Here is a 24,345-nt window from a genome sequence, read left to right on the forward strand (position 1 = left end):
CGGGGGCCCAGGGGACCGCGCGGGGCGGGCGGTACGGTCGGGGGGTGAGCAGCACCCCCGTACCGCCCCCCGAGCCCTCCGCCGTACCGCCCCAGGTCCCGCCCCCGGCGCCCGCACTCTTCACCTGGGAGTTCGCCACCGACCCGTATCCCGCCTACGCCTGGCTGCGGGAGCACGCCCCCGTCCACCGGACGCGGCTGCCCAGCGGGGTCGAGGCCTGGCTCGTGACCCGGTACGCCGACGCCCGGCAGGCCCTCGCCGACCAGCGGCTCTCCAAGAACCCCGTTCACCATGCCGAACCGGGCAAGACCGGCATTCCGGGCGAGCGCAGCGCGGGGCTGATGACGCACCTGCTCAACATCGACCCGCCCGACCACACCCGGCTGCGCCGACTCGTGTCCAAGGCCTTCACCCCGCGCCGGGTCGCGGAGTTCGCGCCGCGCGTGCGGGAGCTGACCGACCGGCTCATCGACGGCTTCGCGGAGAAGGGGGAGGCCGACCTCATCCACGACTTCGCCTTCCCGCTGCCCATCTACGCCATCTGCGACCTGCTGGGCGTGCCCGCCGAGGACCAGGACGACTTCCGGGACTGGGCGGGGATGATGATCCGGCACGGCGGCGGGCCGCGCGGCGGCGTCGCCCGGTCGGTGAAGAAGATCCGGGGCTACCTCGCCGAGCTGATCCACCGCAAGCGGCAGGACCTCGGCGACGACCTGATCTCCGGGCTCATCCGGGCCAGTGACCACGGCGACCACCTGACCGAGGCCGAGGCCACGGCCATGTGTTTCGTGCTGCTCTTCGCCGGTTTCGAGACCACCATCAACCTCATCGGCAACGGCACCTACCAGCTGCTGCGCCACCCGGAGCAGCGCGAGCGGCTCCAGGCCTCCCTGGCGGCGGGCGAGACCGGGCTCCTGGAGACGGGGGTCGAGGAGCTGCTGCGGTTCGACGGGCCGGTGGAGCTGGCGACCTGGCGGTACGCGACCCGGGACCTGAGCATCGGCGGGCAGGCGATCCCGGCGGGCGACCCGGTCCTGGTGGTCCTGGCCGCCGCCGACCGGGACCCGGCGCGGTTCGCGGAGCCGGACACCCTGGACCTGGCGCGGCGGGACAACCAGCACCTGGGATACGGGCACGGCATCCACTACTGCCTCGGGGCACCGCTCGCGCGCCTGGAGGGACAGGTGGCCGTGGCCACCCTGCTGACCCGGCTGCCGGACCTGCGGCTCGCCGCCGACCCGGCCGAACTGCGGTGGCGCGGCGGGCTCATCATGCGTGGTTTGCGCACGCTTCCGGTGGAATTCTCCCCTTCCGCACGGGTGACTCCAGCTGAGGGCGCGTCAGAAGTGTGATCTTCACGTGATCGCGGGGCGACCGACTTGTGACGGACGTTCGAATGCCGCTACGTTTCGCGGCAGTCTTCAGCCGTCACGCGAAAGGCGTACGTATGCCCTCCGGGAACGGACGACACCGTCGACCCCGTCAGGCCCCCGCTCTCGTCGTCGCGGCGGGCGTGACCGGATCCGCCATGGCGCTGCCGCTGCTCGCCACCGGGTCCGCCTCCGCCGCCGACGCGGCCACCTGGGACCGGGTGGCCGAGTGCGAGTCGGGCGGCCAGTGGAGTGCCCATTTCGGCAACGGGATGTACGGCGGACTCCAGTTCACCCAGGAGAGCTGGGAGCGCCACGGCGGACTCGCCTACGCCCCCAGCGCCGACCTGGCCAGCCGCGCCCAGCAGATCGTGGTGGCCGAGAAGGCGCTCGCCTCGGGCGCGACCGACTGGGCCACCTGCGCCCCGATCGCCGGCCTCGGCAACGACGGGAAGGCCCCGGGGGTGAACCCGGGACCGGCCGTCACGCCGCCGGAGGAGTCGGGCCCCGCCCCGGAGTCGAACCGGACGGCCGGCGCGCCGACCGCCTCGCCCGCCCCGTCCGCCGTGCAGGCCCCTCCCTCCTCCCCGGCCGCCTCGGCGCCCGCGCCGCGGATTTCCGGCGCCCCCGCGGCCTCCTCGGCCCCGGACGCCCCCACGGCCTCCCGGACGCCGGGAGCGGCCGGGACGGCCGCCCCCACCCACCCGGCCGTGCCGGACGCCTCCACCCACCCGGCCGCGCCGAGCGCTCCGACGGCTCCCGGCGCCTCCGACACGCCCGGGACTTCCGGAACGCCCGAAAAGCCCCGTACGGCGGAAGGTGACGCTCCGTCGAGCGTGCCCGGCACCGGCAAGCACCGGGGCGAGGCCGCTCCGGAGGAAACCGGCAAGACGGACACTTCCGCAGAAGCAGGTCGTCATGCCGCACCGACGGGCAAGAGCCCTGAAACCCCGGCGAAGGTCCCGGCGGCCGACGCGCCGGCGGCCGGGGCGGGCGCAACGGACAGTCAGGACACTTCGGACGCCTACACGGTGCGCCCCGGTGACAACCTGACCGTCATCGCGCAGGAGAGGCAACTGCCCGGAGGCTGGACCGCCCTCTATGACGCCAACAGGCGGACGGTGGGCACCGATCCGGACCTCATCCTGCCTGGTCAGAGCCTCGATCTGACGATCGGTTCGACACCGCCCGCCGGGTAGTTCGCGGGGTAATGTCCGGTTCTGCTCAAGTGAGACATGGATCTCTTCGCCCCAACTGGCGTGGCTCGTCCGGAAGATTTGGTTCCGTGACCTCTCACCTGGGCAAACACCCTCCGCCGGAAGGCAAGGAGGGGCGTTATTTCCGCAATGCGCCCCTTTGAACTTCCGGCAGGAGTGTGGCTACGGTCGTCATCGCTCGCCACCGCGGGCCCCGTCGACCGAGAACGCCGAGTCCTGCCGCCGGCCGATGGGAACAGTCGTCGCGTAAGCGCCGTAGGCAGGAGCGGGGGACCCAAGGTAAGTGCCGGCCCCGGTCGTCGAGACAGACGACCGACGTTCGGCTTGGGGTGAAGCCGCGTGCTAGGACACGCGGCCGGGCAACTCTTCGGCCCGAACCCGACAGCTCACCTCGCAGGCGTCGGTGAGGAGAATTTCCATGCTGTTTTCCGGCAAGGGCAAACACCGCCGTCCCTCCAAGGCCACCCAGGTCGTCACGCTCGTCGGCGTCACCGGTGCCGCCGTCGCCGCCCCGCTGATGGCCACGGGCACCGCCTCGGCCGCCACCGCCTCCGAGTGGGACCGCGTCGCCCAGTGCGAGTCCGGCGGCAACTGGTCCATCAACACGGGCAACGGCTACTACGGCGGCCTGCAGTTCTCGGCCTCCACCTGGGCCGCGTACGGCGGCACCGCCTACGCCCCCACCGCCAACCTGGCCTCGAAGACGCAGCAGATCGCCATCGCCGAGAAGGTCCTCGCGGGCCAGGGCAAGGGCGCCTGGCCGAGCTGCGGCGTCGGCCTCTCCCGTGCCACCTACAGCGGCGGCACCACCGAGACCCAGAAGCCGACCGGCACCACCACCTCGCCCGAGCGCCGCTCCGAGCAGCCGACCACGCGCAGCACCAAGCGCACGGCTCCGAAGACGACCGCCCGCGAGACCCCCCGGAGCGTCACCGCCCAGGAGAGCCGCAAGACCGTCACCACCCCGACCGGCAAGAAGGTCAAGAAGGGTGACGGCGAGTACAAGGTCGCGGCCGGCGACACCCTCGCCACCATCGCCCAGACGCACGGCGTCAAGGGCGGCTGGGCCACCCTCTACGACCTCAACCAGGACGTCGTCGAGGACGCCGACCTCATCTACCCGGGCCAGCAGCTCCACCTGAAGTGAGCCTCGCGGTCCTGACGAACTTCCCGCGGTGACCACCCCGGTCCGGCGTGCTCCCCCCGTGCACGCCGGACCGGGGTTCCGTCTGTTACCCCCGAGTACCTCCGGGTGGTTCGTCCCGGGATGCGTGCCCCCGGGTCCTTTTTCGTCCCACGGGGCGGGCGCCCGGCGGGCCGGAGCCCCCGGGCCGGTTAGGCTCTTGTCGCAAGGCGAACGAGACCTTGCGCCGTATGCGTCACACCTAGCGTCACATCCCAGAAGGAGATGCTCGTGCCGTCCATCGACGTCGTCGTAGCCCGGGAAATCCTGGACTCCCGAGGCAACCCCACGGTCGAGGTCGAGGTCGGCCTCGACGACGGCAGCACCGGCCGTGCTGCCGTCCCGTCCGGTGCCTCCACCGGTGCGTTCGAGGCCCTCGAGCTCCGTGACGGCGACCAGAACCGCTACCTCGGCAAGGGCGTCGAGAAGGCCGTCCTGGCCGTCATCGAGCAGATCGGCCCGGAGCTCGTCGGCTACGACGCCACCGAGCAGCGCCTGATCGACCAGGCCATGTTCGACCTGGACGCCACCCCGGACAAGTCCTCGCTCGGCGCCAACGCCATCCTCGGCGTCTCCCTCGCCGTCGCGCACGCCGCCTCCGAGGCCAGCGACCTCCCCCTCTTCCGCTACCTGGGCGGCCCGAACGCGCACCTGCTGCCCGTTCCGATGATGAACATCCTGAACGGCGGGTCGCACGCCGACTCCAACGTGGACATCCAGGAGTTCATGATCGCCCCGATCGGCGCGGAGTCCTTCTCCGAGGCCCTCCGCTGGGGCACCGAGGTCTACCACACCCTCAAGTCCGTCCTGAAGACCAAGGGCCTCTCCACCGGCCTCGGCGACGAGGGCGGCTTCGCCCCGAACCTGGGCTCCAACCGCGAGGCGCTGGACCTCATCCTCGAGGCCATCAAGCAGGCCGGCTACACCCCCGGCAAGGACATCGCGCTCGCGCTCGACGTCGCCGCCTCCGAGTTCTACAAGGACGGCGCCTACGAGTTCGAGGGCAAGGCCCGCTCCGCCGCCGAGATGACCGACTACTACGCGGAGCTCGTCGACGCGTACCCGCTGGTCTCCATCGAGGACCCGCTGTTCGAGGACGACTGGGACGGCTGGAAGACCATCACCGAGAAGCTGGGCTCCCGGGTCCAGCTGGTCGGCGACGACCTCTTCGTCACCAACCCGGAGCGCCTCGCCCGCGGCATCGAGGAGGGCGCTGCCAACGCGCTGCTGGTCAAGGTCAACCAGATCGGCTCGCTGACCGAGACCCTGGACGCCGTCGAGCTGGCCCAGCGCAACGGCTTCAAGTGCATGATGTCCCACCGCTCCGGCGAGACCGAGGACGTCACCATCGCCGACCTGGCCGTCGCCACCAACTGCGGCCAGATCAAGACCGGCGCCCCGGCCCGCTCCGAGCGCGTCGCCAAGTACAACCAGCTCCTGCGCATCGAGGAGATCCTGGACGACGCCGCGGTCTACGCCGGCCGCAGCGCGTTCCCGCGGTTCCGCTCCGCGAACTGAGGCACCGGCACAAGGGCTGACACAGCCCGTCTCCGCACGTCCCCGCACGCGGTCCCGTACCGTGTGCGGGGACGTACGCACGTACAGGGGAGGCGCGCACATGGCCCGGGACCGGTTCTCCACCGCGACCAGGATCAGGCTGCTCGGTGAGCAGACCGCCGCCCGCGTCTACCGCTCCCAGAGCCGCCGCCAGGCCCGCCGTTCCCGGCTCACCGGGCGCGCGGCCTTCCTCGCCCTCGTCGTCTGCTCCCTCGTCGTGGCGCTCGCCTATCCGATAAGGAGCTACGTCTCCCAGCAGGGCGAGATCGCCGAGCAGGAGCGGAAGGCCGCCGAGGCCGCCCGGCGGGTCGAGGAACTGCGGGACGAGAAGGCCCGCCTCCAGGACCCGGCCTACGTCCGCCGCCTCGCCCGCGAGCACCTCCACTACGTGCTGCCCGGCGAGACCGGTTTCACCGTCGACGACCCCGGCGCGGAGCCGCGGCCCCGCAGCGGCCAGGGCCCGGCGGACCGCCCCTGGTACGACAACCTGTGGGACGGCGTGGACCGCGCCGACCGCCCCTGACCGACCCGTACGGCCGACCGACCCGTACGACCCCCCACCGATCCCGTACGACCCCGACGACCAAGGCAGACATGGAAACGCCCCCTCCGCAGACCGAACGCACCGAGCCCACCGAGGCGGACGTCGCCGCCTTCGAGGCGCAGCTCGGACGCCCGCCGCGCGGCCTGCGCGCCATCGCGCACCGCTGCCCGTGCGGCAACCCGGACGTCGTCGAGACCGCGCCCCGGCTCCCCGACGGCACCCCCTTCCCGACCACGTACTACCTCACCTGCCCCCGGGCGGCCTCGGCCATCGGCACCCTGGAGGCCAACGGGGTCATGAAGGAGATGCAGGCCCGCCTCGCCACCGACCCGGAGCTCGCCGCCTCCTACCGGGCCGCGCACGAGGACTACCTCGCGCGCCGCGACGCCATCGAGGTCCTGGAGGGCTTCCCCAGCGCCGGCGGCATGCCCGACCGCGTGAAGTGCCTGCACGTCCTCGTCGGCCACTCGCTCGTGGCGGGCCCGGGCGTCAACCCCTTCGGCGACGAGGCCCTCGCGATGCTGCCGGAGTGGTGGGCGAAGGGCCCGTGCGTGAACCCGTGCGCCGACAAGGCCGAAGAGGAGGCCGCCGAGTGACCCGGGTCGCCGGAATCGACTGCGGTACGAACTCCATCCGCCTCCTCGTCGCCGACGTGCACCCGGAGACGGGAGAACTGATCGAGCTGGACCGGCGGATGACGATCGTCCGGCTCGGACAGGGCGTCGACCGGACCGGCCGGCTCGCCCCCGAGGCGCTGGAGCGGACCTTCGCCGCCTGCCGCGAGTACGCGGAGGTCATCAGGGAACTCGGTGCCGAGCGGGTCCGCTTCGTCGCCACCTCCGCCTCCCGCGACGCCGAGAACCGTGACGAGTTCGTCCGCGGGGTCGTGGACATTCTGGGCGTCGAGCCCGAGGTCATCACCGGCGACCAGGAGGCCGAGTTCTCCTTCACCGGTGCCACCGGTGAGCTGCGGGGCGCGGAGACGTACCTCGTCGTGGACATCGGCGGCGGCTCCACCGAGTTCGTCACCGGCGACCGGCACGTCGAGGCCGCCCGCTCCGTCGACATCGGCTGCGTCCGGCTCACCGAGCGGCACATCAGGCACGACCCGCCGACCGCCGAGGAGGCCGAGGCCGTCCGCGCCGACGTCCGCGCCGCCCTCGACCTGGCCGCCGAGACGGTGCCGCTGACCTCCGCCGGAACCCTCGTCGGGCTCGCCGGCTCGGTCACCACGGTCGCCGCCATCGCGCTGGGCCTTCCGGAGTACGACTCCGCCAAGGTCCACCACGCCCGGATCTCGGCGGCCCAGGTTGCGGAGGTCACCGAGCGGCTCCTCGCCTCCACCCACGACGAGCGGGCCGCGATCCCCGTCATCCACCCCGGCCGGGTGGACGTGATCATCGCCGGAGCCCTTGTCCTGAGGGAGATCGTCGAGCGGGTCGGAGCCCGCGAAGTCGTGGTCAGCGAGCACGACATTCTTGATGGGATCGCGCTATCCGTGGCATAGCGGGCGCCTATGGAGGGGTCCGGCGACAGCCTGTCGGAAAAGGTTCGTGAAGTTCTTCACAAGGAAAAGGGCCCCGATGGCGCCCCCGGAGGGTCTTGTGGCCCCCCGAGGGGGGTCTCGGGGCCCTTTCGCAGGCGGAACGCCTACTTCGCTCGATGTTTCCATCGTGTGAACGGGTGGGCCGGCACGCTGTTAACGGAGGCTCTCCAGAGCAGTTCACGGGGGGTGAACAACGTTCGCCAAGGCCACGCGGTTCCTTTGCACCACCATGACCTGGGTCACGTGGGCCGCGCAGTGTAGCAGAGGTATCCGCAGACCTTGTGAAGGGGCGCACGAGCACCCCCCTCCAACGGGGTGGATACTCGATGGCATGAGCACCACGGAGCGTCCCAGGATCCTCGTAGTAGGCGGTGGGTACGTAGGCCTGTACGCAGCTCGGCGCATCCTCAAGAAGATGCGCTTCGGCGAGGCGACCGTCACGGTCGTCGACCCGCGGTCGTACATGACCTACCAGCCCTTCCTCCCCGAAGCCGCCGCCGGCAGCATCTCCCCGCGACACGTCGTCGTCCCGCTGCGGCGCGTCGTTCGCGGAGCCGAGGTGCTCACCGGTCGGGTCACCACCATCGACCAGGACCGCAAGGTCGCCACGATCGCGCCGCTCGTCGGCGAGGCGTACGAGCTGCCGTTCGACTACCTGGTCATCTCGATGGGCGCCGTCTCCCGTACCTTCCCGATCCCCGGCCTCGCCGAGCAGGGCATCGGCATGAAGGGCATCGAGGAGGCCATCGGCCTGCGCAACCACGTCCTCGAGCAGCTCGACAAGGCCGACTCGACCACCGACGAGGAGGTCCGCCGCAAGGCCCTGACCTTCGTCTTCGTCGGCGGTGGCTTCGCCGGCGCCGAGACGATCGGCGAGGTCGAGGACATGGCCCGCGACGCCGCGAAGTACTACCAGAACGTGTCGCGCGAGGACATGCGCTTCGTCCTGGTCGACGCGGCCGACAAGATCCTTCCCGAGGTCGGCCCCAAGCTCGGCCAGTACGGCAAGGAGCACCTGGAGAGCCGCGGGATCGAGATCTACCTCGAGACCTCCATGGACTCCTGCGTCGACGGTCACGTCGTGCTGAAGAACGGCCTCGAGGTCGACTCCAACACGATCGTGTGGACCGCCGGCGTCAAGCCGAACCCGGCGCTCGCCCGTTTCGGTCTGCCGCTCGGCCCCCGCGGCCACGTGGACTGCAACGAGAAGCTCCAGATCAACGGTCTCGACTACGCGTGGGCCGCGGGCGACAACGCCCAGGTCCCCGACATGGTCGGCCGCCGCGCGGGCAACCCGAACGCCTGGTGCCCGCCGAACGCCCAGCACGCCCTGCGCCAGGCCAAGGTCCTCGGCGACAACGTGGTGGCGGGCATGCGCGGCTTCCCGCAGAAGGAGTACGCGCACGCCAACAAGGGCGCCGTCGCCGGCCTCGGCCTGCACAAGGGCGTCGCGATGATCGTCATGGGCAAGGTGAAGATCAAGCTCAAGGGCCGGCTCGCCTGGTACATGCACCGTGGCTACCACGGCATGGCCATGCCGACCTGGAACCGCAAGATCCGCGTCTTCGCCGACTGGACCCTCGGCATGTTCCTCAAGCGCGAGGTCGTCTCGCTCGGCGCCATGGAGACGCCGCGCGAGGAGTTCTACGAGGCGGCCAAGCCCGCCCCCGCGCCGGCCGCCCCGGCGCAGGAGAAGGCCAAGGCCTCGTAAGCAGCACCCCGCTCGTCCCCGAAGGGCCGTCCGCCATCCGTGGTGCGGACGGCCCTTCGCGTGTTTTGCCGACTCGTTGCGTTGCGCCGGGACTGGGAACGCCCACGGACGGTGTTCCCTTGGTGACAGGCATTTCTGGGGCACGAGATCACGGAGGTGTTGCACCATGGCCGACGCCGCGACGCGGCTGACGAGACTGGCCGAGGACCTGCTGGGAGAGCCGCTCCCGGTACGGGTGCGGGCCTGGGACGGCAGCGAATCCGGCCCCGCGGACGGTCCCGTCCTGGTCCTCCGCGACCGTCGCGCGCTGCGCCGGATGATCTGGAAACCGGGCGAAGTCGGCCTGGCCCGCGCCTGGGTGGCCGGGGAGATCGACGTCGAGGGCGACCTCTACGAGGTCCTGGACCGGCTCGCCGGACTGATCTGGGAGCGCGCCGACGAGAGCCGCGGCCTCCTCGCCTCCGCCCGCGACCCCCGGCTGCGCGCCGCCGCCGGCGCCCTGCTCCGGCTCGCCGGACCCCTGCCGCCCCCGCCGCCCCCCGCCGAGGAGATCCGCGGCCGCACCGGCGGGCGCCACACCAAGCGCCGGGACAAGCAGGCGATCAGCCACCACTACGACGTCGGCAACGACTTCTACGAACTGGTCCTCGGCCCCTCCATGGTCTACTCCTGCGCCTACTGGACCGAGGGCGGCACCCTGGAGGACGCCCAGCGGGACAAACTCGACCTGATCGCCCGCAAGCTGAACCTCCGTGAGGGCGACCGGCTGCTCGACGTGGGCTGCGGCTGGGGCTCCATGGCCCTCCACGCCGCCCGCGAGTACGGCGCCCGCGTCGTCGGCGTCACCCTCTCCCGCGAACAGGCCGCCTTCGCCCGCAAGCGCGTCGCCGAGGAGGGCCTCACCGACCGGGTCGAGATCCGCGTCCAGGACTACCGGGACGTCACCGACGGCCCGTACGACGCGATCTCCTCCATCGGCATGGCCGAGCACGTCGGCGCGGTCCGCTACCGCGCGTACGCCGACACCCTGTACGGGCTCCTCAAGCCCGGCGGCCGGCTCCTGAACCACCAGATCTCCCGGCGCCCCGAGCCCGACGAGCAGGCCTACGAGGTCGACCCCTTCATCGACGCGTACGTCTTCCCCGACGGCGAACTCGCCCCCGTGGGCCGCACCCTGAGCATCCTGGAGGCCGCCGGGTTCGAGGTCCGCGACGTGGAGGCGATCCGCGAGCACTACGCCCTCACCCTGCGCCGCTGGGTGGCCAACCTGGAGAAGGAGTGGGACCGCGCGGTCCGCCTCACCTCGCCCGGCCGGGCACGCGTCTGGCGGCTCTACATGGCCGCCTCCGCCCTCGCCTTCGAACGCAACCGGATCGGCGTGAACCAGTTCCTGGCCGTGAAGACCCCGGAGGCCGGGACCAGCGGCCTGCCGCTGCGCCCGCGCGTCTGGGACGAGCGGGGCTGACGGCCTCCGGACGGCCGCGAGGGCCGGTCTCCCGTGTGCGGGGGAGACCGGCCCTTGCGCGGTGGTGTGCCGGTGCGGTGCGGTCCGGCTACTCGGCCTTGATGGCGGCGAGCATGTTCAGCCGCGCCGCGCTCCGGGCCGGCCACAGGGAGGCGAGGACGCCGACCAGGGCGGCCAGGACCAGGAAGAGACCGATCCGCTCCCAGGGCAGGATCAGGGCGTAGCCCGGCAGGCTGGCCTTGAACGTCTCGCCGATCGCCCAACCGAGGAACGCGCCCAGGCCGATGCCGACGACCGCGCCGAAGACCGAGATCACCACGGCCTCCAGGCGGACCATCCGCTTCACCCGGCGCCGGTCGAGACCGATCGCGCGGAGCATGCCGATCTCCTGCTGGCGCTCGAAGACGGACATCGCGAGGGTGTTGACCACGCCGAGGACGGCGATGATCAGAGCCATGCCGAGCAGGCCGTAGACGATGTTCAGGAGCATGTTGATCGGGCCGCCGAAGGCGTCGCGGATGTCCTTGTGGTTCATCACGGTGATGCCGGGGTTGTCGCCCATGGCCTTCGACAGCGCCTTGGCGTTGGTGTCGGAGGCGCCGCCCTCCATCGCGACGTAGATCTGCGGGGTGTAGGGCTGCTGCTCGTGGGCGTTGACCACCTTGCGGTCGATCAGGACGGGGGAGACGAACTCGCTCTCCTCGTAGATCGCGCCGACGGTCAGCTTGCCCTTGGCCTTGTCCATGTACTCGACCGGGACCGTCTCGCCGACCTTCAGGCCGCGCTTCTCGGCGGTCTTGTCGGCGACCGCGATCCGGCCCTGCTTCAGGCTGGACAGCGAGCCGTTCACGACGCGGAGGTTGAGGACCTTCTCGATGTCACCGGGCGTGACGCCGGAGGCCGAGACGTACTTCCCCTCGATCTCCAGGGCGCCGGCCTGCTGCGGGGAGACGGCCGTGACGCCGGGGGCCTTCGCGAGGGCGGCGAGCGCCTCCTCGCCCAGGCTGTCGCCGCTGGCCATGGTGACCATGTAATCGGCCTTGATCTGGTCGACGGTCATCCTGTCGATGGCCGAGCCGACGGTCGCGCCGATCACCGAGAGGCCGGTGACCAGGGTGAGGCCGATGGCGAGCGCCGAGGCGGTGGCGCCGGTGCGGCGCGGGTTGCGGACCGCGTTCAGGCCGGCGAGCTTGCCGGAGATCCCGAAGACCTTGACGAAGAAGGGACGGATCACGGCGATCACGGGCCGCGACAGGAAGGGGATGAGGACGATGACGCCGATGAGGGTGAGGAACGCCCCGGCCGCGATCACCATGCGGCCCTCGTCACCGCCCTGCCCGGCGCCCACGACGATGCCGACCACACCCAGCGCGGTGAGCGCGGCACCGATCAGGTTCCGGACGAGCAGCGACTTGCCGGCGGGGGCCGCGTGCACGCTGTTCATGGCGGCGACCGGCGGGATCTTCGCGGCGCGGCGGCCGGGCAGCCAGGCGGCGAGCATCGTGATCAGGACGCCGACGGCGAACGCGGAGGCGACGGGGGCGGCGCCGATGACCAGGCCGCCGGCCGGGATCTTCAGGTCGAAGGCGTTCATGGCCGACCGGAGCGCGACCGCCAGGCCGACGCCCAGGACGAGGCCGACGGCCGAGGCGACCAGGCCGACGAGACCGGCTTCGGCGAGGACGGAGCGGGTGATCTGCTTGCGCGAGGCGCCGACCGCGCGCATCAGGGCCAGTTCCTTGGTGCGCTGGGCGACCAGCATCGTGAAGGTGTTGGCGATCAGGAAGACGCCGACGAAGAGGGCGATGCCGGCGAAGCCCAGGAGCACCTGGTTGAGCGCGCCGAGCCCGGCCTCGATGTCCTCGGCCTGACGGTCGGCGAGGGCCTGGCCGGTCTGGGCGGTGGCGGCCTTCGGGACCACCTTGAGGACCTCGTCGAGCAGCTTGTCCGCCTGCGCGCCGGGCGCGGCCGTGACGGTCAGCTCCTGGAAGTACCCGGGCTTCAGGTAGAGCTTCTGGGCCACGGAGGTGTCGAAGAGGACCAGGCTGCCGCCGGCGTTGACGGCGCCGTCCTCGGTGGTGAAGACGCCGGAGAGGACGTACTCCTTCACCGGGCCGTTGGTGGCCACGCGGACGGTGTCGCCGACCTTGTAGCCGCCCTTGTCGGCGGTGGCCCTGTCGAGCGCGATCTGGCCGTCGCGGACCGGTCCGTCGCCCGCCGTGAAGGCGTACGCGCGGTCCTTGCCGTCCTTGCCGGGGGCGAAGTTGGTGCCCTTGTTGGACCAGCCGACGCCGATCAGCTTGCCGTTCTTGTCGGGGACGCCCGCGAAGCCGCCGACGCGGGGGGTGACGGAGGCGACGCCGCCGAGCCCGGCGACCTCGTCGACGTCCTTCTGGGAGAGGCCGGGCGCCTGCCGGGCCTGCTCGGGGTCGGGGTGCATCTCGACGGCGACGGCGACGTCGTCGTAGCTCTTCGCCGACTGGTTGCGGAAGGCCTGGGAGAGGGTGTCGGTGAAGACGAGGGTGCCGGAGACGAAGGCCACGCCGAGCATCACGGCGAGGACGGTCATCAGCAGTCTCGCCTTGTGCGCGAGGACGTTGCGCAGGGCGGTACGGAACATGGGGTGTCCTGAACGAAAAGGGGAGCGGGCGGGTGTCGGGGCCGCGGGGCGGGCCGTACCGGTTCGAGTCCGGTTCCGGCGCCCGCGCGTCAGCTCGTACGGCCCTTGGCGTCGAAGGCCTTCATGCGGTCGAGCACGCCGTCCGCCGTCGGGCGCAGCATCTCGTCCACGATCCGGCCGTCCGCGAGGAAGATCACGCGGTCGGCGTAGGAGGCGGCGACGGGATCGTGGGTGACCATGACGACGGTCTGGCCGAGCTCGCGCACCGAATTGCGCAGGAAGCCCAGCACCTCGGCGCCGGAGCGCGAGTCCAGGTTTCCGGTCGGCTCGTCACCGAAGATGATCTCGGGCCGGGAGGCCAGCGCGCGGGCCACGGCCACGCGCTGCTGCTGGCCGCCGGAGAGTTCGGTGGGGCGGTGGCTGAGCCGGCCCGAGAGCCCCAGCATGTCGATGACCTGCTGGACCCACTGCCGGTCGGCCTTGCGGCCGGCGATGTCCATCGGCAGCGTGATGTTCTCCATGGCGGTCAGCGTCGGCAGCAGGTTGAACGCCTGGAAGATGAAGCCGATCTTGTCCCGGCGCAGCTGGGTGAGCTGCTTGTCCTTCAGCGTGGACAGCTCGGTCTCGCCGATCCGCACCGAGCCGGAGGAGAAGGAGTCCAGGCCGGCGACGCAGTGCATGAGCGTCGACTTGCCGGAACCGGACGGGCCCATGATCGCCGTGAACTCGCCCTGCCGGAAGTCCACGCTGACCCGGTCGAGCGCGACCACCTGGGTCTCGCCCTGTCCGTAGACCTTGGAGAGATCCGTGGCGCGGGCGGCCACCGCGGTGGCGCGGGGCACGGTGGGGGTGGTGGTCACGAGGGGGACTCCTGTCACTGCGGCTTTCGGGAACCACTCCATCGTGTCGAGCGTTCCGGGCCGGGACGTCCGTCCGTGTGCCCGTTCCCGGGGCAGTCTCGAGTCGGACCGGGGCCGCCCACCCTCCTCCTGAGGTATGACGGCGCCCCTGAGACGAAGGTGACAGACCTGCGACGAGTTTTCGTCATTCCAGGGGTGGGGCTTTGCGCCTGCGACCCCCGTCACAGTCCGGCGAACCGGCCCCCACCTGCGCTGACGCACCCTCAGACGTCAATAAAATAAGACAACATCGCGCCGATGTTCCTCTGAACGAGGGATGCGGCCCCGATAGGCTCCTGTGCCAACGCGGAGCTTCGCGGTAAGCCCGGATGGTGGAATTGCAGACACGGCGAGCTTAAACCTCGCTGGCCTTCGGGCCGTACCGGTTCGAGTCCGGTTCCGGGCACCACCGGGCCCAGGGGACCCCTGAGGCCCGGCCCACCTCCTTCCTCTCCCCTCCCTCCCGCTCCACTCCCCTCACTCCTCCCCCCGGCCCCCCTGTTCCCGTCCGGCTTCTCCGGGTAAAAGATCCTCCCCGAGCACTAGAGAGTTTCTTTTGCCTACGCATTACCCTTGACGCAGGGCCGTGCAGTACGGCCCGCCATGGAGGAGTGAGATGAGGAGCAGCAACCCGGTCTTCTCGCGACGGGGGTTCAGCCGCGACAACGGCTACGCGGGCTTCAACGCGCAGCAGCCGCAGGCCGGGGGCCCCGCCGTCGGAACCAACCCCTACGCCGGTAACCCGTACGCCGAGGGCGCGGCGAACCCGTACGCGACCAACCCGTACGCCCCCCAGGACACGCAGCTCGGCGCCCCGCAGCAGGCCCGCGGCAACGTGATGACGATCGACGACGTCGTGAGCCGTACGGCCATGACGCTCGGCACGGTCGTGCTCACCGCCGTCCTGTCCTGGCTGCTGCTGCCGGTCGACCCGGCGAACCTGACCAAGTCCTACGGCATCGCCATCGGCGCCGCCCTGGTCGCCCTGGTCCTGTCGCTGGTGCAGTCCTTCAAGCGCAAGCCGTCGCCGGCGCTGATCCTGGGCTACGCGGCCTTCGAGGGCGTCTTCCTCGGCGTGATCTCGGCCGCCGTCTCGACCTACATCGCGGACGGCGTCGTCATCCAGGCGGTCCTGGGCACCATGGCGGTCTTCGCCGGCGTGCTCGTGGCCTACAAGCTCGGCTGGATCCGCGTCAACCGCCGCTTCTACGGCTTCGTGATGGCCGCGGCCATGGGCTTCCTGCTGCTCATGGTGGCCAACATGCTGTTCTCCGTCTTCGCGGGCGGTGACGGCCTCGGCTTCCGCAGCGGCGGCCTCGGCATCCTCTTCGGTGTCATCGGCGTGATCCTGGGCGCCTGCTTCCTCGCCCTCGACTTCAAGCAGGTCGAGGACGGCGTGAACTACGGCGCCCCGCGCGAGGAGGCCTGGCTGGCCGCCTTCGGTCTCACCATGACCCTGGTGTGGATCTACCTGGAGATGCTGCGTCTGCTGTCGATCCTGCAGGGCGACGACTGACGCGTCCCCGTACTCGGGGGAAGGGCCCGTCCGGCACTGCCGGGCGGGCCCTTCCGCGTACCGCCGCTACTCTTCCGGCGCGGCCCGGCGGGCGGTGTCGAGGAGGACGCGGGCGGCGGCCTTCGCCTGGACGGCGGGCTCCGTGCCGCCGGTGATGCCGGCGACCGCCATGGCGCCGTTGGCGAGCAGGGCCAGCTGGCCGGCGAGGGCCGGCGGGAGGCCGAGGGCGTCCGTCTGCTCCGCGAAGTAGGACCGCAGCGCCTCCTTGTGGTCACGGGCGACCGCCGCGACCGCCGGGGTGACCCCGCCCAGCTCTCCGAAGGTGTTGATGAAGGCGCACCCCCGGAAACCGGGCTCCGCGAACCAGCCGGCGAGCCAGTCGTAGACCGCGAGGGCCCGCTCGTACGGCCCGTCGGCGGTCCGGGCGCCGTGTGCGGTCAGGGCCTCGCGTACGGCTTCGTCGCGCTGCCGCAGCACCGCCTCGACCAGCAGGTCCTTGGACGGGAAGACCTGGTAGAGGCGCTTCAGCGAGACCCCGGAGGCACTGCGGATGGCGTCCATCCCGACCGCCTGCACCCCGCGCTCGTCGAACAGTCGCCGGGCGGCGTCGAGCACCTTCAGTTCGGCGGATTCCGCGTCCATCGTCCGATCACCCCTTGCCTGGAGAACCCTCGTTCTCGTAGCCTACCGGGCATCGGGAGAACGATCGTTCTCCCGATCCGGATACGGAGAACGGGGAGACCCATGTCCAGCTTCGCCCTGCGCGCCCGCACCACCACCGTCGACGGGCTCGACGTCTTCTACCGGGAGGCCGGCGACCGCGGCAACCCGACCCTCGTCCTGCTGCACGGCTTCCCGACCAGCTCGCACATGTACCGCGGGCTCATGGCCGAGCTCGCCGACAGCTACCACCTGATCGCCCCCGACCACATCGGCTTCGGCGCCTCCGCCGCCCCCGCCGTCGAGGACTTCGACTACAGCTTCGAGCGCCTCACCGCGATCACCCTCGGCCTCCTCGACCAGCTCGGCATCGACCGCTTCGCCCTCTACATCCAGGACTACGGCGCCCCCATCGGCCTGCGCATCGCCTCCCGCCACCCCGAGCGGATCACCGCGATCGTCACCCAGAGCGGCAACGCCTACCTGGAGGGCTTCACCCCCTTCTGGGACGTCCTCTTCGCCCACGCCAAGGACCGCACCACCCACGAGGCCGCCGTCCGCGAACTGCTCACCGCCGAGGCGACCCGCTGGCAGTACACCCACGGCGTCCCCGCCGACCGGCTCGACCGCGTCGGCCCCGAGACCTGGACCCTCGACCAGGCCGGCCTCGACCGGCCCGGCAACAAGGAGATCCAGCTCCAGCTGTTCTGGGACTACCAGTTCAACCTGGACGGCTACCCGGCCTTCCAGGAGTACTTCCGCACCCACCGGCCCCCGCTGCTCGCCGCCTGGGGCCGCGGCGACGAGATCTTCGGATCGGCGGGCGCCGAAGCCTTCGCCCGGGACCTGCCGGACGCCGAGATCCACCTCCTCGACGCCGGGCACTTCGCCCTGGAGACCCACGGCGAGGAGATCACCGCGCTCGTCCGGGACTTCCTGGGCCGGCACGTGAAGTGACACCCCCGCCGCACCGGTGCGGGACCGGGTGTCCGCGCCGCGCCGGTGGGGCCGGGCCGGGCGGGCGGGCCGTCAGAGCATGCGGCGGGCCGCCCGCCGGAGGTCGTACTCGTGAATGATCGCCTTCGCGTGGCCGTACGCGAGACCGTGTTCCCCGCGCAGCCAGCTCAGCTTCTCCTCGAAGCGCAGGAGGGACGGCCCCTCCTCGACGGCGCGCAGCCAGTCGGACACCTCACGACCGGTGCAGCGGGGGATGCGGGCCAGCAGATTGCGGTGGGTCTCCTCGGAGAATGCGTGGGACATCGGCGCCTCCGGACGCGCTCGTACCGTGTGCTCCTTCACGTCACCGTGCCCGAGGGTTCGCCCGTTGGCAATGGTGCCGTCAGGGCGCGTAGGGTCACCGCGTGTTTGATACGAGTGCACTGACCGCCACCGTCGAACGGTTCGCCGACCGGCTGCGGGCCGCCCCGCAGAGCCGCCTCCAGCGCGGCGCGGCGGCCGAAGGACTCGCCCTCGCCCGCGAACTCGCCGACCGCGCCCAGCGCGCCGAGGACCCCGCCCGGGCCCCCCGGACCCTGCCCGACGCGGGCGTCTTCACCGTCGCCGACCAGCTCGTCGTCGCCGGGAACGACCTGGCCCACATCCTGCGAACGGCCCCGGCCGGCTCCCGGGAGCAGGAGCTGGACGAGGCCGTGAGGCTCGTACGGGAGGCCGCGGAGCGGTCCGGGCTGTAGAAGCCCCCTCCGGTCACAGGGAGGCGATCACCCGGTCGGCGAGGATGTACACGTTCTCCTCGTCCGTGTCGCCGTACGAGAACGTCAGCGCGAAGGCGCCCGAGACCCCCGAACCGCCAAGCAGCACCGGCGTACGCCCCGCGCGCAGCGCCTCCGCCAGGCGCTCCGCCGTCTCCCGGTGTCCCGGCGTCATACAGAGCGTGGTGCCGTCGGCGAACACGTACACGTCGAGCGTGCCCAGCGGGCCCGGACGCACGTCCGTCAGCGCCGTCCGCGTGTCCGCCAGCTCCTCCAGGCGCGCCACCGTCCGCTCGTGGTCCGTGACGACCGGCGTCTGCACCGGCACGAAGTCCGGGTGCGACGGGTGCCGGCGCCGGGCCGCGGCCAGCTCCGCCGAGTCCTCGGGGAACTCGTCCAGCGGCTCGGCCGGCCCGTCCAGCGCGGCCGCCTCCGCCTCCATGGCCTCCAGCGCCATCGCCTCCAGACCCACCAGGTCCGCCTGGCGCGGCACGTACAGGGTGCCGTCCTCGCCCGGACCGCCGAGCCCGCCCAGCAGGGTCGGGGCGTCGGCCGCGTCCCGCGCCTCCTGCGCGGCCCAGAACGCCCGCGCCTCCGCGAGCTCCCGCTCACGCTCCTCGGCCAGCGCCTCGGCGACCGCGGCCCGTATCTCCTCGGCCGGCGAGGTGCGGGCCGCCGGAACCGTCACGCCGTGACCGGCCGCCAGCTCGGTCCGCAGGGCCGTGACCTGCTTGCGGAGTCCATGGACGGCGTGCAGGGCAGCAGCGCCCACGGCCGTGGCAGCGGCCGTGGTCACCAGCAGGGCAAGAGACATGGCGCTCACTGACGTACTCCCGATTCCGAGTCGATCCCCCCGACTTCCTACATCAGCTTGTCGTGGGGTGGGCCCCGCTGTCAGTGCATTACGTCACGAATTGGACAGGTATTTATGCCGGGTGTTTGGTCCCGAAACCGCTCTGACCTGCGAAAACGAACTCCCCCGGGATGTAGGTCACATCCTGGGGGAGATTCGGTCACGGCTGGGACGCGAGACGGTTGACCGGTTCGGCCCGGGGGAGGCCCGGACCCGCGCCGGGGGGCAGGCTCGGCTCAGCCGCTGGGTTCTCTGGTCGCGCTGAGCTTCGCCACCGCTGCGGGCAGGTGCCGCCCCTCGTTCCTCGGGGCGACCCCTACCCTCCGCTCCGGCTCAGCTCAGCCGCTCGTTTCCCTGGTCGCGCTGAGCTTCGCCACCGCTGCGGGCAGGTGCCGCCCTCGTCCCTCGGGCGACCCCTACCCTCCGCTCCGGCTCAGCTCAGCCGCTCGATCACCATGGCCATGCCCTGGCCGCCGCCCACGCACATCGTCTCCAGGCCGAACTGCTTGTCGTGGAACTGGAGGCTGTTGATCAGCGTGCCGGTGATGCGGGCGCCGGTCATGCCGAAGGGGTGGCCCACGGCGATGGCGCCGCCGTTGACGTTCACCTTGTCCAAATCCAGACCCAGGTCCTGGTAGGACGGGATCACCTGCGCGGCGAAGGCCTCGTTGATCTCGGCCAGGTCGATGTCGCCGATCGACAGGCCCGCGCGCTGAAGCGCCTGCTTCGACGCCTCGACCGGGCCGAGGCCCATGATCTCGGGGGAGAGACCGGAGACGCCGGTGGAGACGATCCGGGCCAGCGGGGTCAGACCCAGCTCACGCGCCTTCGTGTCCGACATGATCACCAGCGCGGCGGCGCCGTCGTTCAGCGGGCAGCAGTTGCCGGCCGTGACCAGACCGTCGGGGCGGAAGACCGGCTTGAGGCCCTCCACGCCCTCCAGGGTGACGCCCGCGCGGGGGCCGTCGTCCGTGGAGACGACCGTCCCGTCCGGCAGGGTCACCGGGGTGATCTCGCGCTCCCAGAAACCGTTCTTGATGGCCTGCTCGGCGAGGTTCTGCGAGCGGACGCCGAACTCGTCCATCTCCCGGCGGCTGATGCCCTTCCAGCGGGCCAGGTTCTCGGCGGTCTGCCCCATGGCGATGTACGCGTCGGGGACCAGGCCGTCCTCGCGCGGGTCGTGCCAGGTGGAGCCCTCGGACGCGGCGACCTCGGCGGTACGGGCCTCGGCCTCGGCGAAGAACGGGTTGTGCGTGTCCGGCAGCGAGTCCGAGTTGCCCTTCACGAAGCGCGACACCATCTCGACACCGGCCGAGATGAAGACGTCGCCCTCGCCGGCCTTGATCGCGTGCAGCGCCATGCGGGAGGTCTGCAGCGAGGAGGAGCAGTAGCGGGTGACCGTGCAGCCCGGCAGGTGGTCCATGCCCATCTGCACGGCCACGATCCGGCCCAGGTTGTTGCCCTGCTCGCCGCCGGGCAGACCGCAGCCCAGCATCAGGTCGTCGATGTCGCGCGGGTCCAGCTCGGGCACCTTCGCCAGGGCGGCCTGGATGATCGTGGCGGTCAGGTCGTCCGGGCGCAGGTCCTTCAGGGAGCCCTTGAAGGCCCGGCCGATCGGGGAACGGGCGGTCGAGACGATCACGGCTTCGGGCATCACGGCTCCTGAGGGTGCGGAGGGGGCGGACTGAAAGGGAAGTTACCCGTACGTACCGCGCGGGGTCACCGGGCCGGGCATGTGACGCGGACCTCTTTTCTAAGCGCTCGCTCAGTCACGGTCGGTTCGTGGGGGCGTCCGAGGCCGCCGCCGGCTCGGAGGGGACCGGCAGCCGCCGCCGGCGCCGGTGCTTCAGCAGCGCCCACGGTCCCCGCGCCGCGGTGACCTCCGTACCGGCCTCCCGCACGGCCTCGGCCGCCGCCTCCGCCACCGGCAGCATGTCCTCCCGGCGCGCCGGCTCCAGCCGGTCCGTCTCCGGCCACAGGCCGAGCGCCGCGCAGAGCGTGGGCAGCACCGCCATCGCCGCCGTGGCGTACCCCTCGGCGGAGGGATGGAAGTTGTCCACCCCGAACATCTCGCGCGGATTGGCCGCGAACTCCGGGCCCAGCAGATCGCCCAGTGACACCGTCCGGCCGCCCTGCTCCACCACCACGATCGTCTGCGCGGCCGCCAGCTGCCGCGAAACCCGGCGCGCCAGCCAGCGCAGCGGCTGGTACACCGGCTCGATCGTGCCCAGATCCGGGCAGGTGCCGACCACCACCTCCGCCCCGGCCGTCCGCAGCCGCCGCACCGCCGCCGCCAGGAGCCGTACCGACTCGGTCGGCGGCATGCGGTGCGTCACATCGTTCGCCCCGATCATGATCACGCACACGTCCGGCGGACCGAGCGGCTGCGTGAGCAGCAGCGACACCTGCCGCTCCAGATCGTCCGACCGGGCCCCCGACAGCGCCACGTTCCGCAGCACCACCGGCCGCTCCGCCACCGCCGCGAGACCCGAGGCCAGCAGGGCGCCCGGAGTCTGCCCCGAGCGGCGTACGCCCTGACCCGCCGCCGTCGAATCACCCAGAAGGGCCAACCGCAGCGGGTCCTCCGTGCCGAAGGCCCTCCCGTACAGGCCGTCCGCCCCGGGTGGCAGCGGTGCCGCTCCGCCCCCCACCGACCGCTTCGCCAGCTGCACCTCCGCCAGCAGGACCCCGACCGCCGCCACACCGAGCAGCCCGATGCTCCCGCCGCCGTACGCCGCGCCCGCCGCGATCCGCCGTGCCACCCGCGCCCTCGACATGAGGCCGTCACCTCCTTCAAGCCGTTCAGGGACTAACTGCCCCGTAAGGCGCTCCGACTACGCATACGCTGGCCACACCATTACGGAGACCCCGGAGAACACGGTGCAATTCCACGACTCGATGATCAGCCTCGTCGGCAACACCCCGCTGGTGAAGCTCAACAACGTCACAGCGGGCATTCAGGCGACCGTCCTGGCCAAGGTCGAGTACTTCAATCCCGGAGGGTCGGTCAAGGACCGGATCGCCCTCCGCATGATCGAGGCGGCCGAGCGCAGCGGCGAGCTCAAGCCCGGCGGCACCATCGTCGAGCCCACGTCCGGCAACACCGGCGTGGGCCTCGCGATCGTGGCCCAGCAGAAGGGCTACAAGTGCATCTTCGTCTGCCCCGACAAGGTGTCCACCGACAAGATCAACGTGCTGCGGGCCTACGGCGCCGAGGTCGTCGTCTGCCCCACCGCCGTCGACCCCGAGCACCCCGACTCGTACTACAACGTCTCGGACCGCCTCGTCCGTGAGACCCCCGGCGCATGGAAGCCGGACCAGTACTCCAACCCGAACAACCCGCGCTCCCACTACGAGACCACCGGTCCCGAGCTGTGGGAGCAGACGGACGGGCGCATCACCCACTTCGTGGCGGGCGTCGGCACCGGCGGCACCATCTCCGGCACCGGCAACTACCTGAAGGAGGTCAGCGGCGGCAAGGTCAAGATCATCGGCGCCGACCCCGAGGGCTCCGTCTACTCCGGCGGCTCCGGCCGTCCGTACCTGGTCGAGGGCGTCGGCGAGGACTTCTGGCCCACCGCCTACGACCAGAACGTCACCGACCGCATCGTCCCGGTCTCCGACAAGGACTCCTTCCAGATGACCCGCCGCCTCGCCAAGGAGGAGGGCCTCCTCGTCGGCGGCTCCTGCGGCATGGCGGTCGTCGCCGCCCTGGAGGTCGCGAAGGAGGCAGGCCCGGACGACGTGGTGGTGGTCCTGCTGCCGGACTCGGGGCGCGGATACCTCTCGAAGATCTTCAACGACGAGTGGATGGCGGACTACGGCTTCCTGGAGGACACCTCCACCGCCACGGTCGCCGACGTCCTGCGCCACAAGGAGGGCGGCCTGCCCTCGCTCGTGCACATGCACCCCGAGGAGACCGTCGGCCAGGCCATCGAGGTGCTCCGCGAGTACGGCGTGTCCCAGATGCCCATCGTGAAGCCCGGCGCCGGCCACCCCGACGTCATGGCCGCCGAGGTCATCGGCTCCGTCGTCGAGCGGGAGCTCCTGGATGCCCTCTTCACCAAGAAGGCCTCCCTCGAGGACCCGCTGGAGGGTCACATGAGCGCGCCGCTGCCGCAGGTCGGCTCGGGCGAGCCGGTCGCCGACCTGATGTCCGTGCTCGGTGGCGCCGACGCGGCCATCGTCCTGGTCGAGGGCAAGCCGAGCGGTGTCCTCAGCCGTCAGGACCTGCTGGCGTTCCTGGCGGGCGACGGCTCGAAGTGACCCGCGCCGGGGGCGGGTGCCGCCGGTGTCCGCCCACGCAGGGGGCCCCGTTCGCGTTCGCGTGATCGGTACCGGCACGACACGTCCGCGCAGCACCCGCTTAACACCGGTCCGGCACAGTGAGGGGTGTCGGCGTCACGGACCTCCGGAGCGGCTCCCGGACCTCCTCACGGCGCCTCGGACGCGGAGACCGGCCCTGACCCGGGCCCGTGTCCCCGTGGGGACCGCCGTCGTCCCGACCCCCGGTGACGGGGGTGCGGCGGTCCCCGCGTCACTCTCCCGCCGCCCCGGGCCCCCGTCTGCATATCCTTATGCAGGTTCGACGGTGGGTGAATAGGCGGAAGGGGGACGGCATGAGCGACAGCCCGGCCGGACGGCTGCAGGCGCTTTTCGAGGGGCACCGGCTGACGCCGACGCAGCGGCGGATCGCGCACTGCATGGTGCGGCGGGCCGGGGACGTGCCGTTCCTGTCCAGTGTGGAGCTCGCGGAACTCGCGGGGGTCAGCCAGCCCTCGGTGACGCGGTTCGCCGTCGCGCTCGGTTTCGACGGCTACCCGGCGCTGCGCCGGCACCTGCGGGAGGTCGCGCCTCCCGAGGCGAACGGGGGCGGGGAGGAGGAGCCCGCCGGGCACAACGCGTACCAGCAGGCCGTTCTCGCCGAGATCGAGAACCTTCAGCACCTCGCCGGGCTCCTCGCCGACCCCGCGGCCGTCGAACGGGCCGGCCGGCTGCTCGCCCGCTCGCGGCCCCTGCTCGTCCTCGGCCTGCGGGCCGCCTCCTCGCAGGCCCGCGGCTTCGCCTACTTCGCGGGCAAGGTCCACCCCGACGTGCGGCTGCTCGACGAGGGCGGCTCCATGCTGGCGGACCGCGTCGACGCCGCCGTACGGGCCGGGGCCACGGCCCTGCTCTGCTTCGCGCTGCCCCGGCACCCGCGCGAGGTCGTGGAGGCCCTGGAGTACGCGCGGGCGGCCGGGCTCACGGTCGTGACCGTCGCCGAGTCGGCGTTCGCGCCCGTCGCCGCCCACAGCGACCTGCTCATCCCGGCGGCCGTCGGGACCGCGCTCGCCTTCGACACCGCCTGCGCTCCGATGATGCTCGGCCGGGTCCTCCTGGAGGCGATGGCCGACGAGCTGCCGGAGGCGCAGGCCCGGCTGGAGGAGTTCGACGCGAAGGCGGCGGCCCGAGGCCTGTTCGTGGAGTGAGGCACGGCGGGGCGCGCGACCGAGCGG

The 24,345-nt window shown here is 71.7% G+C and carries 21 protein-coding genes, 1 tRNA gene and 1 riboswitch; of the genes, 15 read left to right on the top strand and 7 right to left on the bottom strand.

The window, feature by feature from the left end; all coding sequences use genetic code 11:
• Nucleotides 1-44: 44 nt before the first annotated feature.
• The 9 genes from ABTY40_RS19555 to ABTY40_RS19595 all read left to right on the top strand — a co-directional run bounded on the left by ABTY40_RS19555 (nt 45) and on the right by ABTY40_RS19595 (nt 10,593).
• Nucleotides 45-1,352 carry a cytochrome P450 family protein gene (locus tag ABTY40_RS19555; protein WP_352060655.1) on the top strand — a complete coding sequence of 436 codons (1,308 nt, stop codon included), beginning with the start codon at nt 45-47 and terminating at the stop codon, nt 1,350-1,352.
• Nucleotides 1,353-1,513: 161 nt separating this feature from the next.
• Nucleotides 1,514-2,569, top strand: coding sequence for a transglycosylase family protein (locus ABTY40_RS19560; RefSeq protein ID WP_352060656.1), 1,056 nt, complete (start codon nt 1,514-1,516; stop codon nt 2,567-2,569).
• A 259-nt stretch (nt 2,570-2,828) separates the two neighbouring features.
• A riboswitch (cyclic di-AMP (ydaO/yuaA leader) is annotated at nt 2,829-3,002 on the top strand.
• A 3-nt stretch (nt 3,003-3,005) separates the two neighbouring features.
• Nucleotides 3,006-3,734, top strand: a complete 729-nt coding sequence (locus ABTY40_RS19565; RefSeq protein ID WP_352060657.1) for a transglycosylase family protein — start codon at nt 3,006-3,008, stop codon at nt 3,732-3,734.
• 267 nt (nt 3,735-4,001) lie between these two features.
• Entirely contained in the window at nt 4,002-5,288 is a 1,287-nt protein-coding gene (gene eno, locus ABTY40_RS19570; RefSeq protein WP_352060658.1) for a phosphopyruvate hydratase, read from the top strand.
• A 100-nt stretch (nt 5,289-5,388) separates the two neighbouring features.
• Nucleotides 5,389-5,850, top strand: coding sequence for an FtsB family cell division protein (locus ABTY40_RS19575; protein WP_309053938.1), 462 nt, complete (start codon nt 5,389-5,391; stop codon nt 5,848-5,850).
• A 71-nt stretch (nt 5,851-5,921) separates the two neighbouring features.
• Nucleotides 5,922-6,467 carry a DUF501 domain-containing protein gene (locus tag ABTY40_RS19580; RefSeq protein ID WP_345285222.1) on the top strand — a complete coding sequence of 182 codons (546 nt, stop codon included), beginning with the start codon at nt 5,922-5,924 and terminating at the stop codon, nt 6,465-6,467.
• The gene (locus ABTY40_RS19585) at nt 6,464-7,378 is read left to right on the top strand and encodes a Ppx/GppA phosphatase family protein (protein ID WP_345285220.1); all 915 of its coding nucleotides are present in this window, start codon (nt 6,464-6,466) and stop codon (nt 7,376-7,378) included. Before ABTY40_RS19580 ends, ABTY40_RS19585 begins: the two co-directional genes overlap by 4 nt.
• A 370-nt stretch (nt 7,379-7,748) precedes the next feature.
• Nucleotides 7,749-9,128: an NAD(P)/FAD-dependent oxidoreductase gene (locus tag ABTY40_RS19590; protein WP_345285218.1), complete on the top strand. Its 1,380-nt coding sequence runs from the start codon at nt 7,749-7,751 to the stop codon at nt 9,126-9,128.
• A gap of 166 nt (nt 9,129-9,294) precedes the next feature.
• Complete coding sequence (locus tag ABTY40_RS19595; RefSeq protein ID WP_352060659.1) at nt 9,295-10,593, top strand: class I SAM-dependent methyltransferase; 1,299 nt, start codon at nt 9,295-9,297, stop codon at nt 10,591-10,593.
• 88 nt (nt 10,594-10,681) lie between these two features.
• Here the strand turns inward: ABTY40_RS19595 and ABTY40_RS19600 are convergent, their stop codons facing one another.
• Entirely contained in the window at nt 10,682-13,213 is a 2,532-nt protein-coding gene (locus ABTY40_RS19600; protein WP_352060660.1) for an ABC transporter permease, read from the bottom strand.
• A gap of 89 nt (nt 13,214-13,302) precedes the next feature.
• Nucleotides 13,303-14,073, bottom strand: a complete 771-nt coding sequence (locus tag ABTY40_RS19605; RefSeq protein WP_352060661.1) for an ABC transporter ATP-binding protein — start codon at nt 14,071-14,073, stop codon at nt 13,303-13,305.
• Between the two features lie 362 nt (nt 14,074-14,435).
• On the opposite strand from ABTY40_RS19605, the gene ABTY40_RS19610 reads away from it, so the two are divergent.
• Together ABTY40_RS19610 and ABTY40_RS19615 are read left to right on the top strand one after the other, a co-directional pair.
• A tRNA-Leu gene (locus ABTY40_RS19610) sits at nt 14,436-14,521 on the top strand.
• A gap of 207 nt (nt 14,522-14,728) precedes the next feature.
• Entirely contained in the window at nt 14,729-15,628 is a 900-nt protein-coding gene (locus ABTY40_RS19615) for a Bax inhibitor-1/YccA family protein (protein ID WP_352060662.1), read from the top strand.
• A gap of 66 nt (nt 15,629-15,694) precedes the next feature.
• Here ABTY40_RS19615 and ABTY40_RS19620 read toward each other — a convergent pair whose 3' ends face one another.
• Nucleotides 15,695-16,270 (bottom strand): TetR/AcrR family transcriptional regulator, encoded by a 576-nt coding sequence (locus ABTY40_RS19620; protein WP_352060663.1) that lies wholly within the window; start codon nt 16,268-16,270, stop codon nt 15,695-15,697.
• A 102-nt stretch (nt 16,271-16,372) separates the two neighbouring features.
• Between ABTY40_RS19620 and ABTY40_RS19625 the strand changes: the two genes are divergently transcribed.
• Complete coding sequence (locus tag ABTY40_RS19625) at nt 16,373-17,245, top strand: alpha/beta fold hydrolase (protein ID WP_352060664.1); 873 nt, start codon at nt 16,373-16,375, stop codon at nt 17,243-17,245.
• Between the two features lie 72 nt (nt 17,246-17,317).
• Here the strand turns inward: ABTY40_RS19625 and ABTY40_RS19630 are convergent, their stop codons facing one another.
• The gene (locus ABTY40_RS19630) at nt 17,318-17,548 is read right to left on the bottom strand and encodes a DUF4287 domain-containing protein (protein ID WP_309053037.1); all 231 of its coding nucleotides are present in this window, start codon (nt 17,546-17,548) and stop codon (nt 17,318-17,320) included.
• Nucleotides 17,549-17,649: 101 nt separating this feature from the next.
• On the opposite strand from ABTY40_RS19630, the gene ABTY40_RS19635 reads away from it, so the two are divergent.
• Nucleotides 17,650-17,979 (top strand): hypothetical protein, encoded by a 330-nt coding sequence (locus ABTY40_RS19635; RefSeq protein ID WP_352060665.1) that lies wholly within the window; start codon nt 17,650-17,652, stop codon nt 17,977-17,979.
• A gap of 13 nt (nt 17,980-17,992) precedes the next feature.
• Here the strand turns inward: ABTY40_RS19635 and ABTY40_RS19640 are convergent, their stop codons facing one another.
• From ABTY40_RS19640 to ABTY40_RS19650, 3 genes are all read right to left on the bottom strand, one after another.
• Nucleotides 17,993-18,811, bottom strand: coding sequence for a hypothetical protein (locus ABTY40_RS19640; RefSeq protein WP_345285202.1), 819 nt, complete (start codon nt 18,809-18,811; stop codon nt 17,993-17,995).
• A gap of 472 nt (nt 18,812-19,283) precedes the next feature.
• A complete protein-coding gene (locus tag ABTY40_RS19645) occupies nt 19,284-20,504 on the bottom strand; it encodes an acetyl-CoA C-acetyltransferase (protein WP_352060666.1) in 1,221 nt (406 codons plus the stop codon).
• Between the two features lie 115 nt (nt 20,505-20,619).
• Nucleotides 20,620-21,627, bottom strand: coding sequence for an SGNH/GDSL hydrolase family protein (locus ABTY40_RS19650; RefSeq protein ID WP_352060667.1), 1,008 nt, complete (start codon nt 21,625-21,627; stop codon nt 20,620-20,622).
• Between the two features lie 103 nt (nt 21,628-21,730).
• Between ABTY40_RS19650 and ABTY40_RS19655 the strand changes: the two genes are divergently transcribed.
• The gene (locus tag ABTY40_RS19655) at nt 21,731-23,116 is read left to right on the top strand and encodes a cystathionine beta-synthase (protein ID WP_345285196.1); all 1,386 of its coding nucleotides are present in this window, start codon (nt 21,731-21,733) and stop codon (nt 23,114-23,116) included.
• Nucleotides 23,117-23,469: 353 nt separating this feature from the next.
• Nucleotides 23,470-24,318, top strand: coding sequence for a MurR/RpiR family transcriptional regulator (locus ABTY40_RS19660; RefSeq protein ID WP_352060668.1), 849 nt, complete (start codon nt 23,470-23,472; stop codon nt 24,316-24,318).
• Nucleotides 24,319-24,345 lie beyond the last annotated feature (27 nt).

Origin of the sequence: Streptomyces sp. NPDC126503 (assembly GCF_040302405.1) — a bacterium.
Taxonomy (GTDB): Bacteria; Actinomycetota; Actinomycetes; order Streptomycetales; family Streptomycetaceae; genus Streptomyces; species Streptomyces gulbargensis.

What these genes read in the sequence shown, in the direction of transcription:
- ABTY40_RS19565 (WP_352060657.1), top strand. Translation starts at nt 3,006, where the DNA reads ATGCTGTTTTCCGGCAAGGGCAAACACCGCCGTCCCTCCAAGGCCACC.
- ABTY40_RS19575 (WP_309053938.1), top strand. Translation starts at nt 5,389, where the DNA reads ATGGCCCGGGACCGGTTCTCCACCGCGACCAGGATCAGGCTGCTCGGT.
- ABTY40_RS19580 (WP_345285222.1), top strand. Translation starts at nt 5,922, where the DNA reads ATGGAAACGCCCCCTCCGCAGACCGAACGCACCGAGCCCACCGAGGCG.
- ABTY40_RS19590 (WP_345285218.1), top strand. Translation starts at nt 7,749, where the DNA reads ATGAGCACCACGGAGCGTCCCAGGATCCTCGTAGTAGGCGGTGGGTAC.
- ABTY40_RS19595 (WP_352060659.1), top strand. Translation starts at nt 9,295, where the DNA reads ATGGCCGACGCCGCGACGCGGCTGACGAGACTGGCCGAGGACCTGCTG.
- ABTY40_RS19600 (WP_352060660.1), bottom strand. Translation starts at nt 13,213, where the DNA reads ATGTTCCGTACCGCCCTGCGCAACGTCCTCGCGCACAAGGCGAGACTG.
- ABTY40_RS19615 (WP_352060662.1), top strand. Translation starts at nt 14,729, where the DNA reads ATGAGGAGCAGCAACCCGGTCTTCTCGCGACGGGGGTTCAGCCGCGAC.
- ABTY40_RS19620 (WP_352060663.1), bottom strand. Translation starts at nt 16,270, where the DNA reads ATGGACGCGGAATCCGCCGAACTGAAGGTGCTCGACGCCGCCCGGCGA.
- ABTY40_RS19625 (WP_352060664.1), top strand. Translation starts at nt 16,373, where the DNA reads ATGTCCAGCTTCGCCCTGCGCGCCCGCACCACCACCGTCGACGGGCTC.
- ABTY40_RS19630 (WP_309053037.1), bottom strand. Translation starts at nt 17,548, where the DNA reads ATGTCCCACGCATTCTCCGAGGAGACCCACCGCAATCTGCTGGCCCGC.
- ABTY40_RS19640 (WP_345285202.1), bottom strand. Translation starts at nt 18,811, where the DNA reads ATGTCTCTTGCCCTGCTGGTGACCACGGCCGCTGCCACGGCCGTGGGC.
- ABTY40_RS19645 (WP_352060666.1), bottom strand. Translation starts at nt 20,504, where the DNA reads ATGCCCGAAGCCGTGATCGTCTCGACCGCCCGTTCCCCGATCGGCCGG.
- ABTY40_RS19650 (WP_352060667.1), bottom strand. Translation starts at nt 21,627, where the DNA reads ATGTCGAGGGCGCGGGTGGCACGGCGGATCGCGGCGGGCGCGGCGTAC.
- ABTY40_RS19660 (WP_352060668.1), top strand. Translation starts at nt 23,470, where the DNA reads ATGAGCGACAGCCCGGCCGGACGGCTGCAGGCGCTTTTCGAGGGGCAC.